We start from the raw sequence: 16,779 nt of genomic DNA on the forward strand, positions 1-16,779 counted from the left end.
ATCCGGGGGCGCCACTCCCCTGCTATTGGGATTTGACGCGGGGGAAACAACCTCTGGATCATAGCCGCTTCTCCATACACAACCGGATGGAACGTCCATGCTCTCAGGCTTCGATGGTCTCCGCTTCAGCCACTGGCACCCCGAGATCCGCGACGACGGCGTGGTGGTTCTCTCCCTGGATCGTCAGGACAGCAGCGTCAACGCGATGTCGCAGGACGTGCTGCTGGAACTGGGCGACCTGCTTGAGCGCATCGCGCTGGACCCGCCCAAGGGAGTGGTGATCCAGTCGCTGAAGAAGGCCGGCTTCATCGCTGGCGCGGATCTGAAGGAGTTCCAGGAATTCGACCGTCGCGGCACCGTCAACGACGCGATCCGTCGTGGCCAGGCCACCTACCAGAAGCTGGCCGAGCTGCCCTGCCCCACCGTGGCGGCCATCCACGGCCACTGCCTGGGCGGCGGCACCGAGCTTGCCCTGGCCTGCCGCTATCGCGTGGCCTCCAATGACAGCAGCACCCGCATCGGCCTGCCGGAAACCCAGCTGGGCATCTTCCCGGGCTGGGGTGGCAGCGCCCGCCTGCCGCAGCTGGTCGGCGCACCGGCGGCGATGGACATGATGCTGACCGGCCGCACTCTGTCGGCCTCGGCCGCGCGTGGCATCGGCCTGGTCGACAAGGTGGTGGCACCGGCAGTGGTGCTCGACACTGCCGTCGCACTGGCGCTGTCCGGCACCACCCGCCCGTTCAAGCAGCGCGCGACGGCCTGGGCCACCAACACCTGGCTGGCACGCACGCTGCTGGCACCGCAGATGGTCAAGCAGGTCGCCCGCAAGGCCAGGAAGGACCAGTACCCGGCGCCGTACGCGCTGATCAGCACCTGGCAGCGCAGCGGCGGCAAGCCGATCCAGGCACGCCTCGACGCCGAACGGCGGGCCGTGGTGAAGCTGGCCAGTACACCGACCGCGCGCAACCTGATCCGCATCTTCTTCCTGACCGAGCGCCTGAAGGGCCTCGGTGGTGGTGAGTCCGGCATCCGCCACGTGCACGTGGTCGGCGCCGGCGTGATGGGCGGCGACATCGCCGCGTGGGCCGCCTACAAGGGCTTCGAAGTGACCCTGCAGGACCGTGAGCAGCGCTTCATCGACCCGGCCATGGAACGCGCGCAGGCGCTGTTCGCCAAGAAGGTGCGCGACGAGAGCAAGCGCCCTGCCGTGGCCGCGCGCCTGCGTGCCGACCTGGAAGGCAACGGCGTGGCCGAGGCCGACCTGGTGATCGAGGCGATCATCGAGAACCCCGAAGCCAAGCGTGCGCTGTACCAGACGCTCGAACCGAAGATGAAGCTGGATGCGCTGCTGACCACCAACACCTCGTCGATTCCGTTGGTGGAACTGCGCGACCATATCCAGCGACCGGCACAGTTCGCCGGCCTGCACTACTTCAATCCGGTCGCGCAGATGCCGTTGGTGGAGATCATCCATCACGACGGCATGGCGCCGGAGACCGAGCGCCGCCTGGCCGCGTTCTGCAAGGCGCTGGGCAAGTTCCCGGTGCCGGTGGCCGGCAGCCCGGGCTTCCTGGTCAACCGCGTGCTGTTCCCGTACATGCTGGAAGCCGCCACTGCCTACGCCGAAGGCATCCCAGGCCCGGTGATCGACAAGGCCGCCGTGAAGTTCGGCATGCCGATGGGCCCGATCGAACTGATCGACACCGTCGGTCTGGACGTGGCCGCCGGTGTCGGCCGCGAACTGGCGCCGTTCCTGGGCCTGCAGATTCCGGCCGCGCTGCAGACGGTGGAACCGGACAAGCGTGGCAAGAAGGATGGCCAGGGCATCTACACCTGGGAGAACGGCAAGCCGAAGAAGCCGGACGTGGCCAGCGACTACCAGGCCCCGGCCGATCTGGAGGACCGCCTGATCCTGCCGCTGTTGAACGAAGCGGTGGCGTGCCTGCACGAAGGCGTGGTGGCGGATGCGGACCTGCTGGATGCCGGCGTGATCTTCGGCACCGGTTTTGCACCGTTCCGCGGCGGTCCCATCCAGCACATCCGCGCGGTGGGTGCCGATGCGATCGTCGAGCGGCTGAAGGCCCTGCAGCAGCGCCACGGCGATCGTTTCGCACCGCGCCCGGGCTGGGACAACCCGGCCCTGCGCGAACCGGCGGTGTGAGTTGATCAGCCGGGCCTGCGGCCCGGCACCCGCAGAGGCAACCGCCGAAGCAAAAGCCAGAGCCAGAGCCAGAGCCAGAGCCGGAGCAACAGCCGGCTCTGGCTTTTCTGTTTGTTGGGCGGGGCGGTGTGGGCAGGCAGGACACGCCGTAAACCCGTCCATGGGGGCTCGATGGCGCCATCCATGGCGCCAACGGTCCTGCCTGCCCACACCGCCCCACCCCTGACAGTTTCCCGGTGACGGTCGGTTAATCTCGATTCCGGTGTGGATCACTACGAACTGGTGGGTGGCTACCTTGGTCACCACCAGGAGCGAAGCGACCGGCGTTTGATTTTGATTTTCTTTCTTCTTCTCCGTGGCTGGACGCACACGGAAACTGTCAGAGGCCGGGCGGGTGGGTTGCGCAGGACCGTTGGCGCCATGGATGGCGCCATCGAGCCCCCATGGACGGGTTTACGGCGTGTCCTGCGCAACCCACCCGCCCGGCCAAGCGCAAGTCGACTAACAGTCGACTCTACCGATCGTTCAGCCACGAGGGGCTGCGCCGTTGGCTGGAACAACCTGTTACCCATACAGGGCATGTCCCCGTCACAGCTGCATGCGATGCTGATCGCCTGATCCCTGCCAGCGAGAACGCCCGCATGACCACCATCATCGCCCCGCGCGTGCACGACATCGGCGGCCTCGAAGTCCGTCGCGCCGTACCCACCCTGCAGGCGCGCAGCATCGGCTCGTTCGTGTTCGTCGACCAGATGGGCCCGGCACTCATGCACCCCGGCACCGCCATCGACGTGCGCCCGCATCCGCATATCGGCCTGGCCACCGTCACCTATCTGTGGTCGGGCGCGATCGGCCACCGCGACACGCTGGGTTCGGATCAGGTGATCCGTCCCGGTGACGTCAACTGGATGACCGCCGGCCGCGGCATCGCCCATTCCGAGCGCACGCCGCAGCCGGACCGCGACCATGACAACCCCATCCACGGCATGCAGACCTGGGTCGCGCTGCCGAAGTCGCACGAGGAAATCGAGCCGGCGTTCTACCACCACGCCGCTGCCACCCTGCCCGAGCAGCGCCGCAACGGCGCCTGGCTGCGGGTGATCGCCGGCCGCGCCTATGGCGAGGAATCGCCGGTGAAGGTGTTCGCCGACACGCTCAATGTGGCGATCGATCTCGACCCGGAGGCGGAGATCGATATCGACGACGGGCACCGAGAGCGCGCGTTGTACATCCTCGAAGGCGAGGCGCAGCTCGATGGCGTGGACATCCCCGCACAGCACCTGGTCATCCCCGAAGCCGGCGCACGTGGCCGCCTGCGTGCGAAGACGCCGGTGAAGGCGATGCTGTTCGGTGGCGAGCCGCTGGATGGCCCACGCCACCTGTGGTGGAACTTCGTGTCCAGCTCGAAGGAGCGCATCGAGCAGGCCAAGCACGATTGGGAAGCCGGCCGCTTCGGCACCATCCCGGGCGACGACAAGGAGTTCATCCCGCTGCCGCAGTACTGAACATCGCGTGTTGCACACATCCGAAGGTGTATCCCTGCACCTGGCGTTGACGCTACAGTCACCCGCTGATCATTGAAATGTGACATAAATCACACTTTCGACGTCAAAGGAGTGCAACACATGAGCATGGGTAAACGCTTGTCCGCCGAGTTCCTCGGCACGTTCTGGCTGGTTCTGGGTGGCTGTGGCAGTGCGGTGCTGGCCGCCAAGTTCGGTGGCGACGGCAATCCGCTGGGTATCGGCTTCCTCGGCGTGGCGCTCGCCTTCGGCCTGACCGTGGTGACCGGCGCCTATGCGTTCGGCCATATCTCCGGCGCACACTTCAATCCGGCGGTCAGCGTCGGGCTGTGGGCCGGTGGTCGTTTCCCGACCAAGGACCTGGTGCCGTACATCATCGCCCAGGTCGCCGGCGGCCTGCTGGCCGGCTTCATCCTGCTGCAGATCGCCTCCGGCGCCAGCGGCTTCGCCATCGATGGCAGCCAGGCCGGTGCGTTCGCCAGCAATGGCTATGGCGCGCTGTCGCCCGGCGGCTACAGCGTGGCGGCCGCCTTCCTGTGCGAAGTGGTGCTGACCGCGGTGTTCCTGATCGTGATCATGGGTTCCACCCACGGCAAGGCACCGGCCGGTTTCGCCCCGCTGGCGATCGGCCTGTCGCTGACCCTGATCCACCTGATCAGCATTCCGGTCACCAACACCTCGGTGAACCCGGCCCGCTCCACCGCCGTAGCCTTCTTCGCCGGCAGTGGCGCGGTCAGCCAGCTGTGGCTGTTCTGGGTCGCCCCGCTGCTGGGCGGCGCGATCGGCGGCATCATCTACAAGTGGATCGGCAGCGACCGCTGATCCACGCGGCACCCATTGCGGCCGACCGTCGGCCGCAATGGTTACTTCTGTAACCGCGAATTGTGCGATCGCTCACGTTCCGTTAAGGTTGAGTTGACCGTCCGTGCACATGCCGGATGGGGCGGCATCCGGGGATGGGATGCCATGGCCGCCGGCCCTGCTGGCGGAGCCAAACAACTCATCACCTTGGGGGATGCATGAAGTTCGTGCCTGTCATGTTGTCGAGCCTGCTGTTCGCCGCGGCCCAGGCCGCCGCGCAGGCGCCGTCCGAATGTCCTTCGCTGCCAGCCAGCAGTGGCCTGCAGTGGCAGCAGCAGGTGCAGGCCGATTTCCTGGTCTGCCGCGCCAGCACCACGGATGGCCGCGAAGTGCTGAGCCTCATGCTCAGCGCGCGTGATCCCGCCATTCCGCTGAGCCGCTCGCTGCGCCAGGAAAAAGGCAGTTTCGGCGGTGAATCACTGTACTGGTACCAGCCCGACCTGGGCGGCCAGCAACCGCCGGGGTATGCCGAACGGCGCATCAGCGTGGTCAAGATCGACAAAGGGCGTTACGCGCAGATTTCGCTGTATCCGGACAGCGCGCAGGAGCTGGGCTCACTGCAACAACTGGCGCAGGGCATGAGCCTGACCCCGTCGGCCGTGGCCGCCGGGCGCTGACGGTGATGGGGATGACTGCCTGGCAGCGTCCCCGCAACGCGACCCGCCGATCCGACGGTAGTGCCGGCCGCTGGCCGGCACACCGATCCGCCTTCGTCCGAGGCTGCTGCCGGCCAGCGGCCGGCACTACCTCAGAACTTGCCTTCCTGGAAATCAACGAAGGCCTGCATCAGTTCCTGCCGCGTGTTCATCACGAACGGGCCGTGGCGCATCACCGGCTCACGCAGCGGACGGCCTGCTACAAGGATCAGCCGCGCGCCTTCGCCGCCGGCCGAAACATGCAGCTGTTCGCCGCCGCCCAGCACCGCCAGTTCCTGGCGCGCGACATCGCGCGCAGCATCCTGCTCACCCACCGTCAGCGCACCTTCGAAGACATAGGCGAAGGCGTTGTGGCCTTCCGGCAGCGTGTAGGTCCAGGCCCGGTCGGGCGCCAGCGTGATGTCCAGATAGAGCGGCTCGGTGGCCGGCTGGACGATCGGGCCGCGGGTGCCGTCGACCGTGCCGGCGATCACCTTCACTTCCACGCCGGCGTCCGGCTGCACCACGGGAATGCGCTCGGGCGCGAACTCCTGGTACTTCGGCTCGGTCATCTTCTCCTTCGCCGGCAGGTTCACCCACAGCTGGAAGCCGCGCATCTGCCCGCTTTCCTGCTCGGGCATCTCCGAATGCACCAGGCCGCGGCCGGCGGTCATCCACTGCACGCTGCCCGGGGTCAGCAGGCCTTCGTTGCCGTGGTTGTCGCGATGCCGCATGCGTCCGTCGAGCATGTAGGTAACGGTCTCGAAGCCACGGTGCGGATGCTCCGGGAAGCCTGCGATGTAGTCCTCGGCGCGGTCGGTACCGAACTCATCAAGCAGCAGGAACGGGTCCAGGTCGGGCAGCGTGGGGCCGCCGATGACGCGGGTCAGGCGCACGCCGGCACCGTCGGAGGTGGGCATGCCACGGATGGTCCGCAGCACGCGGACCGGTTCGGGAAAGCTCATGGCGACTCCTGTTGGATGGATGCCAGTGAAGATGGACGCCACATGGCCGTACGCCAATGGATGGCACCGCAACCGATTGTTCCATCCCTGATGTTCGCTGCACGTCAGCGCAACCGCCGTACGACCAAAGTACTACCGCAGATTCGTCCTGTGCCAATTGACCCTGTCGTGGGCAAGCAGGACTCTTTGACTGTCTTTCCGGGAGAGAGCACCTCATGAAAGGGTTTTCCAAACTGGGCTGGGCGGTACTCGCCCTGCTCGGCGCGTTCTGTCTGGGCACCGTGGCGCTGCGCCGCGGCGAACACATCAATGCCCTGTGGATCGTCGTCGCAGCGGTGTCGCTGTACCTCGTCGCCTATCGCTTCTACAGCCTGTTCATCGCCAACAAGGTGATGCAGCTGGATCCGACCCGGGCCACCCCGGCGGTGATCAACAACGATGGCCTGGATTACGTGCCGACCAACAAGCACGTGTTGTTCGGCCACCACTTCGCCGCCATTGCCGGTGCCGGTCCGCTGGTCGGCCCGGTCCTGGCCGCGCAGATGGGCTACCTGCCCGGCCTGCTGTGGCTGGTGGTGGGTGTGGTACTGGCAGGTGCAGTACAGGACTTCATGGTGCTGTTCCTGTCCAGCCGCCGCAACGGCCGCTCGCTGGGTGACCTCGTCCGCGAGGAGATGGGCCAGGTGCCCGGCACCATCGCCCTGTTCGGTGCGTTCCTGATCATGATCATCATCCTGGCGGTGCTGGCGATGGTGGTGGTCAAGGCACTGGCCGAAAGCCCGTGGGGCATGTTCACGGTGATCGCGACGATGCCCATCGCGATCCTGATGGGCGTGTACATGCGCTACATCCGCCCCGGCAAGATCGGCGAGATCTCGGTGGTCGGCCTGATCCTGCTGCTGGCTGCGATCTGGTACGGCGGCAAGGTCGCCGCCGACCCGGTGTGGGGCCCGGCGTTCACCTTCACCGGCACCCAGATCACCTGGATGTTGATCGGCTACGGCTTCGTCGCCTCGGTGCTGCCGGTGTGGCTGCTGCTGGCCCCGCGTGATTACCTGTCGACCTTCCTCAAGATCGGCACCATCATCGCGCTGGCCATCGGCATCCTGGTGGTGATGCCGGAGCTGAAGATGCCGGCACTGACCCAGTTCGCCGCCAGCGGCGATGGCCCGGTGTGGAAGGGCGGCATGTTCCCGTTCCTGTTCATCACCATCGCCTGCGGTGCGGTCTCCGGTTTCCATGCGCTGATCTCCTCCGGCACCACGCCGAAGCTGCTGGCCAATGAAGCGCACATGCGCTACATCGGCTACGGCGGCATGCTGATGGAATCGTTCGTAGCGGTGATGGCGCTGGTGGCGGCCTCGATCATCGATCCGGGCATCTACTTCGCGATGAACAGCCCGGCGGCGGTGATCGGTGCCGATGCGGCCTCCGCGGCGCACTACATCACCAACACCTGGGGCTTCACCATCACGCCCGAACAGCTGACCGCGACTGCGGCGGCGATCGGTGAACCGACCATCCTGCACCGCGCCGGTGGTGCGCCGACACTGGCGGTGGGCATCGCGCAGATCCTGCACGAGGCGATTCCCAGTGGCAGCGACGCGATGATGGCGTTCTGGTACCACTTCGCGATCCTGTTCGAAGCGCTGTTCATCCTGACCGCGGTGGATGCCGGTACCCGTGCCGGGCGCTTCATGCTGCAGGACCTGCTGGGCAACTTTGTGCCAGCCCTGAAGAAGACCGAATCGTGGACCGCCAACATCATCGGTACCGCCGGCTGCGTGGCGCTGTGGGGCTACCTGCTCTACACCGGCGTGGTCGATCCGTTCGGTGGCATCCAGACGCTGTGGCCGCTGTTCGGCATCTCCAACCAGATGCTGGCTGGCATCGCGCTGATGCTGGGCACGGTGGTGCTGTTCAAGATGAAGCGTGACCGCTATGCGTGGGTCACCGCGGTACCGGCGGTGTGGCTGCTGATCTGCACCACCTATGCCGGCTTCATCAAGATCTTCGACAGCAACCCGGCACAGGGCTTCCTGGCGCAGGCACACAAGTTCCAGGCTGCGCTCGCCAGCGACACGATCACCGCACCGGCCAAATCGGTGGCGCAGATGAAGCAGATCGTGGTCAACGCCTACGTCAACACTGGCCTGACCGCGCTGTTCCTGCTGGTGGTGGGCGCGGTGCTGGTGTATTCGATCAAGACCATCCTGGCGGCACGCCGCAACCCGCAGCGTACCGACCGCGAGACCCCGTACGTGGCGCTGAAGCCACATGAAATGGTGGATCTGTGATGAGTACGCAACTGGTTCCCGCCGGCCAGTACCAGGCCCACCGCCGCATCTGGCGGCGCCTGGTGCAGACCGCACGACTGTGCTGTGGCATTCCTGATTACGACAACTACGTCCGGCACATGCTGGAAAAGCACCCGGACCAGGAGCCGATGGACTACAAGACGTTCTTCCGCGAACGCCAGGAAGCGCGTTACGGCGGGCGCAACGGCGGCCGCTGCTGTTGAGGGTCGGGTTCAACAGCTCTCGAGTGACGTTGAGTAGATCCACGCCACGCGTGGATGAAACCTGGCAGATATCGAGTTGAATCCGGGGTCGGATCCGTTTCCTGCGGGAAACGGATCCGACCCCTTCCTTGTTCATGGAGACCCATGAAATGCATCCACGCATGGCGTGGATCTACGGAAGCATGACGCCAGGGCGGTCCGAACTCAGCCGATGGCCATCCACTTCAGGATCAAACCGGTGACGTAGGCCAGGCCGGTGCCGGTGGCATAGCCCACCGTGCCCAGCAGCACGCCCACCGGGGCCAGCGTCGGATGGAAGGCTGCGGCCACCACGGGGGCCGAGGCGGCCGCACCGATGTTGCCCTGCGAACCGATCGCGAAGAAGAACAGCGGCGCGCGCAGCAGCTTGGCCACCACCCACAGCACCAGCACATGCGTGGCCATCCAGATCGCGCCCAGCAGGAACAGCCACGGCCGATCCAGCAGCGACAGCAGGTTCATCTGCATGCCGATGCAGGCGATCAGGAAGTACAGGAACACCGTGCCCAGCCGCGAAGCACCAGCCGCTTCCAGCCGGCGTGCACGGGTGAAGCTCAGGCCCAGGCCCATCGCCGTGGACAGCAGGATCACCCAGACGAACTGACTGTCGAGGCTGAACTGGCTGGCCCAGCTGACATTGGCCTTGAACCAGCCCGACAGCGGCGCGGCGATGGCGTGGGCCAGGCCGACGCCACCCAAGGCCACGCCAACGATCACCATCAGGTCGGTCATGCTGGGAATGCGCGCGTTCTGTGCCTCGTAGGCGCTGATGCGTGCCTTCATCTCATCGATGGCACGGGTGTCGGCACCGTTGCGGGTGTCGATCTGCTGCGCGCGGTTGGCCAGGAACAGCAGGATCGCCATCCACAGGCTGGCGCAGGCCACGTCGACCACCGCGAACTGGCCGAAGGTGGTGGCATCGGTGCCGAACACTTCGCGCATGGCGACCATGTTGGCGCCGCCGCCGATCCAGCTGCCGGCCAGCGCGGCCATGCCGGCCCAGGTATCACCGGCCACGGTTTCCGGGTGGATCAGCTTCATCAGCTGGAATGAAACGATGGCGCCGAGCATGATACCGGCGGTACCGGCGCAGAACACGATCAGCAGCTTCGGGCCGAGCTTGATGACGCCCTTCAGGTCGATCGAAAGCGTCAGCAGGACCAGCGCCGCCGGCAGCAGCACGTCGCGCGCGACCGGGTTGTACAGCGAGGTGTTGTGGCCATCGATGACACCGGCGGTGTTGTAGATGGCGGGGATGAAGTAGCACAGCAGCAGTGCTGGCACCCAGGCGAAGATCTTCTTCAACAACGGGGTCGGACCACTGGCAGCCCAGAAGATCAGGGCCAGGGTGGCGGCAATCAGGCCCAGTCCAACGATGTCGTTGCTGATCAGGGCAGTAGCGGGTTCGGTCGGCATGGGATCCTCTGTCGATCGAAAGAGCGGAGAAAAAAAAGCGCCGCTTAAAGCGGCGCAGGTCGAGATTAACATTGTCTTCACGCCGGGTCATGCCGCAGCGCGAAGCAGGTCGGGACGCCGGTCAGGCCGGGCGCGAAGCGCCGAAGTCCAGGGTGACGCGTGTCCCGCGAGGCTCGCAGGGCTGCAGCTGCAGGGTCCAGCCGAGGTGCTCGCACAACCGCGCGATCAGGTCCAGGCCGATGCCACCGCCACGATCGGCGCGCTCGCCGCGGGCCATGCGCGCGTGGATGGCCGCGATCTCCTCCGGGCTCATGCCATGCCCAGGATCCTGCAGGGTCAGCACCGCCGACGAATCCAGCTGCAGCTCGATATGGCCGCGGCCGCTGTTCTCGATGGCATTGCGCAGCAGGTTGCCGATCGCCGCCTGCACCACCGCCATCGGTGCAACGATATCCACCGGCGCCGCCTGGATGCCGATGCTCAGGTCCTTGTCACCGAGCAGGTGGCGATGGTCGTCGACGATCTCCGGCAGCAGCTGGTCCAGGGCGATGCGCTCGGCACGCGCAGCCAGGCGCGCCGGATCACGCGCCAACACCAACAGCAGCTCGATCAGCTGCTCCACGCTCTGCGCCGTGCGCAACACCCGCTGCATCTGCTGGCGGGCACGCTCGGGCAGGCCCGGTTGCTCCAGCGCGAGCTCAGCGGCACCGGTCATCACCGCGATCGGCGTGCGCAGTTCGTGGCTGGCGGTGCTGATGAAGACCCGCTCGCGCTCGACGAACTGCTCGTTGCGGTCCAGGTAGTCGTTCAACGCACCGGCGATGGTATGCAGTTCGGAGCTGCCGCGCGGATCGACCTCGATACGCTGGCCCTGCACGCCCGGCCGCAGCCCGGCAATGTGCTGTGCCAGCAGGCTCAACGGACGCACCATCCGCTCCATGCCGAACGAGGCCATCAGCACGGTGACGAAGATCATGATCACCCCGGCCAGCATCACCCAGCGCGTGGCGAACTGTTCCAGGTCATGGAAATCGGAGATGTCCAGCGCCAGCGCCACCCGCCCCATCGAGCCGGTGTCACGCACCATCACCGCAGTCTGCCGATCCTTGATCGACACGCCGTCGTGCAGCCCGGGATGCAGCGTGCGCACGCTCTCGGGCATGTTGCCCTCGTCGAAGCGGAACAGGCTGAGCGTGTCCGAATCCTGCCAGCGGTAATGCGGCTCGTGCTCGGTGTGGTCGACAATGCTGTCCAGTTCGGAATTGAGCAGCGCGCGCCAGGCGGCGTGCTCGGCATGTTCGTGCACATAGTTGCCGACGCTGAACACGGCAATCGACAGCAGGGCCAGGTAGCCCAGCAACCACCACACCACGCGCCGGTACAGCGGGCCCGGCTTACGCGCCTTCATCGTCTTCCCGGGCTGCGTCGCTGGCCGCAGTCACCGCCAGGCGATAACCGACCCGCGGCAGGGTGTGGATCAGCTTGTCGGCGAACGGGCCATCAACGCTGCGGCGCAGCTCGTAGACATGCGAGCGCAGCAGGTCGCCATCCGGTGGCTCGTCGCCCCACAGGGCGAATTCCAGCTGCTGGCGGGTCACCGCCCCCGGGCTCGCGCGCATCAGCACTTCCAGCAGCTTGCGGCAGGCCGGGTACAGATGCAGCACCTGGCTGCCGCGCTGCGCCTCCAGGGTTGCCAGGTCCAGCACCAGGTCGCCCACCTGCAGGCGCTTGCGCGGATTGCGGCCCTGCGCACGCAGCAGCAGCGCCTCCAGCCGCACCTCCAGCTCGGGCAGGGCGAACGGCTTGGTCAGGTAGTCGTCGGCGCCGGCACGGAAGCCGGCGATCTTGTCCGGCAGCTCGTCGCGCGCGGTCAGCATGATCACCGGCACCTCCGACGCGTGCTCGGCGCGCAGGCGACGCAGCACCTCCGGCCCCTCCATGCGCGGCAGCATCCAGTCCAGGATCACCGCATCGTAAGGGTGGCTGCCGGCCAGGTGCAGGCCGGTGATGCCATCCGGGGCCACGTCGAGCACGTGCCCGCGCGACTCGAAATAGTCGAACAGGTTGGCCACCAGCTGGCGGTTGTCCTCGATCACCAACAGACGCATGCACGAAAGATCCACGGAAGTTCGTACCATGGTAGCGCCGACCATGTCGGAATGCGGTCGCCGTGCGCCCGCTCCGACGCCTTTCCTACCCCAGCCACGTCAGAGTGGCCGTTTTGCTCCCGGAGCCTGCCGTGCCCGTAGCCCTGCCCCGTCATTGGCGCCTGCCCCTGTTGTGGCTGCTGATCATCGCTGCGTTGGCGGCCGGTATCGGCCTGCGCCAGCCGCAACCGCCGGACGAGCCGCGCTTCGTGCTGGCGGCCCGCACCATGGTCGAAAGCGGGGAATGGCTGCTGCCGCACCGGGGCGTGGAGCTGTACGCGGAGAAGCCGCCGGTCTTCATGTGGCTGCAGGCGGCCGCCTACGAGATCGTCGGCAGCTGGCAGTGGTCGTTCCTGCTGCCGTCGCTGCTGGGCGCCCTGCTCAGCCTGTGGCTGGTCTCGGACCTGGCACGCCGGCTGTGGTCACCGCGGCATTCCCTGTACGCCCTGGCGGCGCTGTTCTGCACCCTGCAGTTCGGCCTGATGGCCAAGCGCGCGCAGATCGACATGGTGCTGGTCGGCATGACCACGGTAGCCCTGTGGGGATTGATGCGCCACCTGTGCGAGCGCCGCAACCTGCCCGCGCTGTGGCTGGCCGGTTTCGCCGCTGGCCTCGGCACGGTGACCAAGGGCGTGGGTTTCCTGCCGCTGCTGATGGTGCTGCCGTGGTTCGGCTGGTGGCTGTACCAGCGCCGCCGCGGGCGCAGCGTGGACGGTCCGCACCCGGCAACGCTGCTGTGGCTGATCCCGGCCTTCCTGGTGGGCGTGGCGGTGTGGCTTGCCCCGCTGGGCTGGGCATTGCTGCATGAGCCCAGCGCGTCCCTGCAGTCCTATGCCCACGAACTGCTGTTCAAGCAGACCGGCACCCGCTATGCCAACGCCTGGCACCACCGCCAGCCGGCCTGGTACTACCTGCAGGTGATCCTGACCTTGTGGCTGCCGGGCAGCCTGTTGCTGCCGATGCTGTTCAAACCCTGGTGGCGCCGCATCCGCCGTGGCGACCGACGGCAGTGGCTGTTGCTGGGCTGGGCGCTGCTGGTGCTGGTGTTCTTCAGCGCCAGCCCCGGCAAGCGCGAGGTCTATGTGCTGCCGATGCTGCCGGCGATGGCGCTGGCGGTGGCCCCGCTGTTGCCGGGCCTGTTGCGCCGGCTGTGCGTTCGGCGCTACCTGTTCGGCTACAGCGTGGTGCTGATGCTGGCCACCGGCGTGCTCGGCGTGATGCTGATGACCGAGCATTCGTGGGCCGTGGCGCAGCTGGAACGGCGGGCGATGCCCGATTCGCTGCTGCCGGTGCTGGGGGATGGCTTGCTGACCTTTGCCATTGCCCTGGCCACGTTGATCGTGTGGCTGCGGGTGCGCCGTGCCGCAACGCTGGTGCTGCTGACCCACGGCATGCTGTGGATGCTCTACGGCCTGGTGCTGATCCCGGCACTGGATCCGTACGCGTCGGCGTCGGCGGTGATGCGCCGGGTGGGCGCGCGGATCGGCCCGGACGCCGAGCTGGCACTGGTCGCCTGGCGCGAACAGAACCTGCTGCAGGCAGATCGGCCGGTGCGCGAGTTCGGTTTCAAGCGCCCGTGGGCCGAGCAGTGGCATGACGCCGGCCCGTGGCTGGCCGAGGCACCGGGCAAGCGCTGGCTGCTGGTGCTGGACGATGCGATGAGCCCCTGCGTGGACCCGGCCAAGGTGATCGACATCGGCATTGCCAACAGGAATCGTTGGCAACTGCTTCCTGGTACGGCCTGGGACCCGGAGTGCCACGCCGAGCGGACAGGATCGACCGCCGAAGAAGACTGAACGTTGACATGTGCCGGGCAAACATTAACCCGGCACGAACGAGCGTCCGACCCTTCTCCGACATCCAGGTGACGAGCATGACTGCGGATTCCCGAACCGCCCCTTCCCAGCATGCCTGTTCGTCCCATTGATGCGGTAGCGCCGCTTGCGACATCACCACTGGCGTCAAGATTTGCCGTAACCCACCTTTGGCTGCCTGTCGCAATCGGTCTACCCGTGTTTACGCTGCTGATGGGCTTCGGCGGCGACCAATGGGTGGCCGATCACCTGTTCCGCCTTGAAGGTGGCCACTGGGCATTGCAGGACGCCTGGATCACCCGCACGGTGGTGCACAAGGTGGGCAAATGGCTGAGCACGGCAGCGGCGCTGGTGGCGATCCTGCTGTGCTTCCACCACTGGCGCAAGGGACGCGATCGCACCCTGCGATGGGCGTTGCTCTATATCGTGATTGCCATGGCACTGGGCACCGGCGTGATCTCCCTGCTGAAGGCGCTGGTGCCGATGGAATGCCCGTGGGATCTGCTGCGCTACGGCGGCCATGAGCCCTTCATCGGGCTGTTCACGCTGCGCCCCGACGGTATGGCCCCTCGGGCCTGCTTCCCGGCCGGCCACGCCAGTGCGGGCTATGCCTGGCTGTGCCTGTACTATTTCGCCCTGCTGTGGCGCCCGTCGTGGCGCTGGGCCGGGTTGTGGATCGGCCTTGGCACCGGCCTGGTGTTCGGCATCAGCCAGCAGCTCCGGGGCGCGCATTTCCTTTCGCATGACGTTGCCACTGCATTGATATGTTGGCTGCTTTCGCTCGGCCTGTATGTCCTGATCCGCCGTCAGCTGGACCGTCCCAACCGCCAGGAGGCAAACGCATGAGTGCATCGGTCCAACGCCCCGCCCGCCTTCCCGCGTTGGCGAGTCTTCGCCGCTGGCGGCCGCAGCTGTCCACCGAAGCACTGATCGCACTGACCAGCCTGTTCTTCGCGGTGGCCGGCAACGGCCTGTTCTGGCACAGCGCGATGGCCAGCCATCCGGGCAGCCTCCGCTACGCGCTGTCGCTGCTGCTGTTGCTGCTGGGTGCACACGGCGTGCTGCTGGGCATCCTGGTCTGGCGCTGGAACGCCAAGGTGGTGATCAGCCTGCTGCTGCTGGTAACCGCATTCGCCGCGCACTACATGAGCCGCTACCACATCTACCTGGATGCGGACATGCTGCGTAACGTGCTGGCGACCGACCCCAAGGAAAGCCGCGAGCTGATGACCGTGTCACTGCTGTGGCCGGTACTGCTGCTGGCGGTGCTGCCGATGATCGTGCTGTGGCGTGTGCAGCTGCGTCGGCGCAGCTGGGGCCGCAGCCTGTTGTGGCGGCTGGGCTTCCTGGTAGTGGCGGCGGTGACTGCCGTCGGCGGCGCGTTGATCTCGTTCCAGGATGTCTCGGCACTGATGCGCAACCAGCGCGAAGTGCGCTACCTGGCGACACCGGCCAACGTGCTGCTGGGCATGCCGCGTGCACTGCGCGGTGACAACCCGGTGCAGCGCGCGCCGAAGCTGCCGATCGGCACCGATGCCAAGGCCACCCCGCGCGCGCCTGCCAGCAAGCCCCGCCTGCTGGTGATCGTCATGGGCGAGACCGTGCGCGCGCAGAACTGGGGGCTCAACGGTGGCCGCAACACCACCCCGGAACTGGCGCAGGCCAGCGTGATCAATTTCCCGGACATGCACTCGTGCGGCACCAGCACCGAGGTTTCGCTGCCGTGCCTGTTCTCGCCATGGGGTCGCCACGACTACGACGAAAAGAAGATCCGCGCGCACCAGTCGCTGCTGCACGTCCTGAACCGCGCCGGCATCGCGCCGTTGTGGCGTGACAACCAGTCCGGCTGCAAGGGCGTGTGCGAAGGCCTGGACTTCCAGTCGCTGTCCGATGCCACCACACCGGGCCTGTGTGCCGATGGCCGCTGCATGGATGAGATCCTGCTGCAGGACCTGGCCACCCAGGTACGTGCCAGGACCGGTGACCGGGTGGTGGTGCTGCACCAGCTGGGCAACCACGGCCCGGCCTACTTCGAGCGCTATCCGCCCGCGTTCCGCCGCTTCACCCCGACCTGCGATACCCGTGACATCGGCCGTTGCTCGCGCGAAGAGATCACCAACAGCTACGACAATGCCGTGCTGTACACCGATCACTTCCTGACCAAGACCATCGGCACGCTGCAGGGCATGCAGGACTACGATACAGCGATGATCTACCTGTCCGACCACGGCGAGTCACTGGGCGAGAAGGGCCTGTTCCTGCATGGCGTGCCCTACGCCATCGCCCCGGCCGAGCAGACCCGGGTACCGATGACGATGTGGTTCTCGCCGGGCTTTGCCAGCAGCCGCGGGCTGGACCTGCAGTGCGTGCGCAAGCGTTCGGCGGCCTACACCGACCATGACAACCTGTTCCCGTCGGTGCTGGGCCTGATGCAGGTGAAGACCTCGCTGTACGAGCGCGACCGCGACGTGTTCGCCAGCTGCGAAGGTTGAGGGTTGTTCGGCAGGGCTTGCAGCCCTGCACCCGCAGAGGCAACTGCAACCGCAGCGGCCGAAGCAACAGCAACAGCGTGCATTCCGTGGGATGGCGGGGTGGGTCCGGTGGCGGGGGACGCCGTGAATACGTCCATGTAGGCTCGGTCGCCGCATCCATGCGGCTCACGCCCCCGCCACCGGACCCGCCCCGCCTTCGACAGTT

The 16,779-nt window shown here is 66.6% G+C and carries 13 protein-coding genes; 9 read left to right on the forward strand and 4 right to left on the reverse strand.

Annotated elements, in window-relative coordinates:
• Positions 1–97: 97 nt before the first annotated feature.
• From ACUZUJ_RS16475 to ACUZUJ_RS16490, 4 genes are all read left to right on the forward strand, one after another.
• Entirely contained in the window at positions 98–2,161 is a 2,064-nt protein-coding gene (locus ACUZUJ_RS16475; protein ID WP_101765911.1) for a 3-hydroxyacyl-CoA dehydrogenase NAD-binding domain-containing protein, read from the forward strand.
• 641 nt (positions 2,162–2,802) lie between these two features.
• Positions 2,803–3,666 (forward strand): pirin family protein, encoded by an 864-nt coding sequence (locus ACUZUJ_RS16480; RefSeq protein WP_049443043.1) that lies wholly within the window; start codon positions 2,803–2,805, stop codon positions 3,664–3,666.
• Between the two features lie 120 nt (positions 3,667–3,786).
• The gene (gene aqpZ / locus ACUZUJ_RS16485; protein ID WP_049443042.1) at positions 3,787–4,506 is read left to right on the forward strand and encodes an aquaporin Z; all 720 of its coding nucleotides are present in this window, start codon (positions 3,787–3,789) and stop codon (positions 4,504–4,506) included.
• A 197-nt stretch (positions 4,507–4,703) separates the two neighbouring features.
• Entirely contained in the window at positions 4,704–5,162 is a 459-nt protein-coding gene (locus tag ACUZUJ_RS16490) for a hypothetical protein (protein ID WP_049443041.1), read from the forward strand.
• A 131-nt stretch (positions 5,163–5,293) separates the two neighbouring features.
• On the opposite strand, the gene ACUZUJ_RS16495 is transcribed toward ACUZUJ_RS16490, so the two are convergent.
• Positions 5,294–6,145: a pirin family protein gene (locus ACUZUJ_RS16495; protein WP_014038096.1), complete on the reverse strand. Its 852-nt coding sequence runs from the start codon at positions 6,143–6,145 to the stop codon at positions 5,294–5,296.
• 215 nt (positions 6,146–6,360) lie between these two features.
• Here ACUZUJ_RS16495 and ACUZUJ_RS16500 point away from each other — a divergent pair, with 215 nt between their 5' ends.
• Together ACUZUJ_RS16500 and ACUZUJ_RS16505 are read left to right on the forward strand one after the other, a co-directional pair.
• Positions 6,361–8,442 (forward strand): carbon starvation CstA family protein, encoded by a 2,082-nt coding sequence (locus ACUZUJ_RS16500; RefSeq protein WP_049401342.1) that lies wholly within the window; start codon positions 6,361–6,363, stop codon positions 8,440–8,442.
• Positions 8,442–8,666, forward strand: coding sequence for a YbdD/YjiX family protein (locus ACUZUJ_RS16505; protein ID WP_005410613.1), 225 nt, complete (start codon positions 8,442–8,444; stop codon positions 8,664–8,666). Before ACUZUJ_RS16500 ends, ACUZUJ_RS16505 begins: the two co-directional genes overlap by 1 nt.
• Before the next feature lie 204 nt (positions 8,667–8,870).
• On the opposite strand, the gene ACUZUJ_RS16510 is transcribed toward ACUZUJ_RS16505, so the two are convergent.
• From ACUZUJ_RS16510 to ACUZUJ_RS16520, 3 genes are all read right to left on the reverse strand, one after another.
• Positions 8,871–10,121: a DUF819 family protein gene (locus tag ACUZUJ_RS16510; protein WP_049443040.1), complete on the reverse strand. Its 1,251-nt coding sequence runs from the start codon at positions 10,119–10,121 to the stop codon at positions 8,871–8,873.
• 121 nt (positions 10,122–10,242) lie between these two features.
• Positions 10,243–11,529 (reverse strand): sensor histidine kinase, encoded by a 1,287-nt coding sequence (locus ACUZUJ_RS16515; RefSeq protein ID WP_458220286.1) that lies wholly within the window; start codon positions 11,527–11,529, stop codon positions 10,243–10,245.
• A complete protein-coding gene (locus ACUZUJ_RS16520) occupies positions 11,516–12,229 on the reverse strand; it encodes a response regulator transcription factor (RefSeq protein WP_049443038.1) in 714 nt (237 codons plus the stop codon). Before ACUZUJ_RS16520 ends, ACUZUJ_RS16515 begins: the two co-directional genes overlap by 14 nt.
• Positions 12,230–12,360: 131 nt before the next feature.
• Here ACUZUJ_RS16520 and ACUZUJ_RS16525 point away from each other — a divergent pair, with 131 nt between their 5' ends.
• The 3 genes from ACUZUJ_RS16525 to ACUZUJ_RS16535 all read left to right on the forward strand — a co-directional run bounded on the left by ACUZUJ_RS16525 (position 12,361) and on the right by ACUZUJ_RS16535 (position 16,574).
• Entirely contained in the window at positions 12,361–14,064 is a 1,704-nt protein-coding gene (locus ACUZUJ_RS16525; RefSeq protein WP_049443049.1) for an ArnT family glycosyltransferase, read from the forward strand.
• A gap of 111 nt (positions 14,065–14,175) precedes the next feature.
• A complete protein-coding gene (locus ACUZUJ_RS16530; RefSeq protein WP_049443037.1) occupies positions 14,176–14,928 on the forward strand; it encodes a phosphatase PAP2 family protein in 753 nt (250 codons plus the stop codon).
• Positions 14,925–16,574 carry a phosphoethanolamine transferase gene (locus ACUZUJ_RS16535; protein ID WP_458220285.1) on the forward strand — a complete coding sequence of 550 codons (1,650 nt, stop codon included), beginning with the start codon at positions 14,925–14,927 and terminating at the stop codon, positions 16,572–16,574. The genes ACUZUJ_RS16530 and ACUZUJ_RS16535 overlap by 4 nt, the downstream gene beginning before the upstream one ends.
• Positions 16,575–16,779: the final 205 nt, after the last annotated feature.

Source organism: Stenotrophomonas sp. S4, assembly GCF_054187805.2.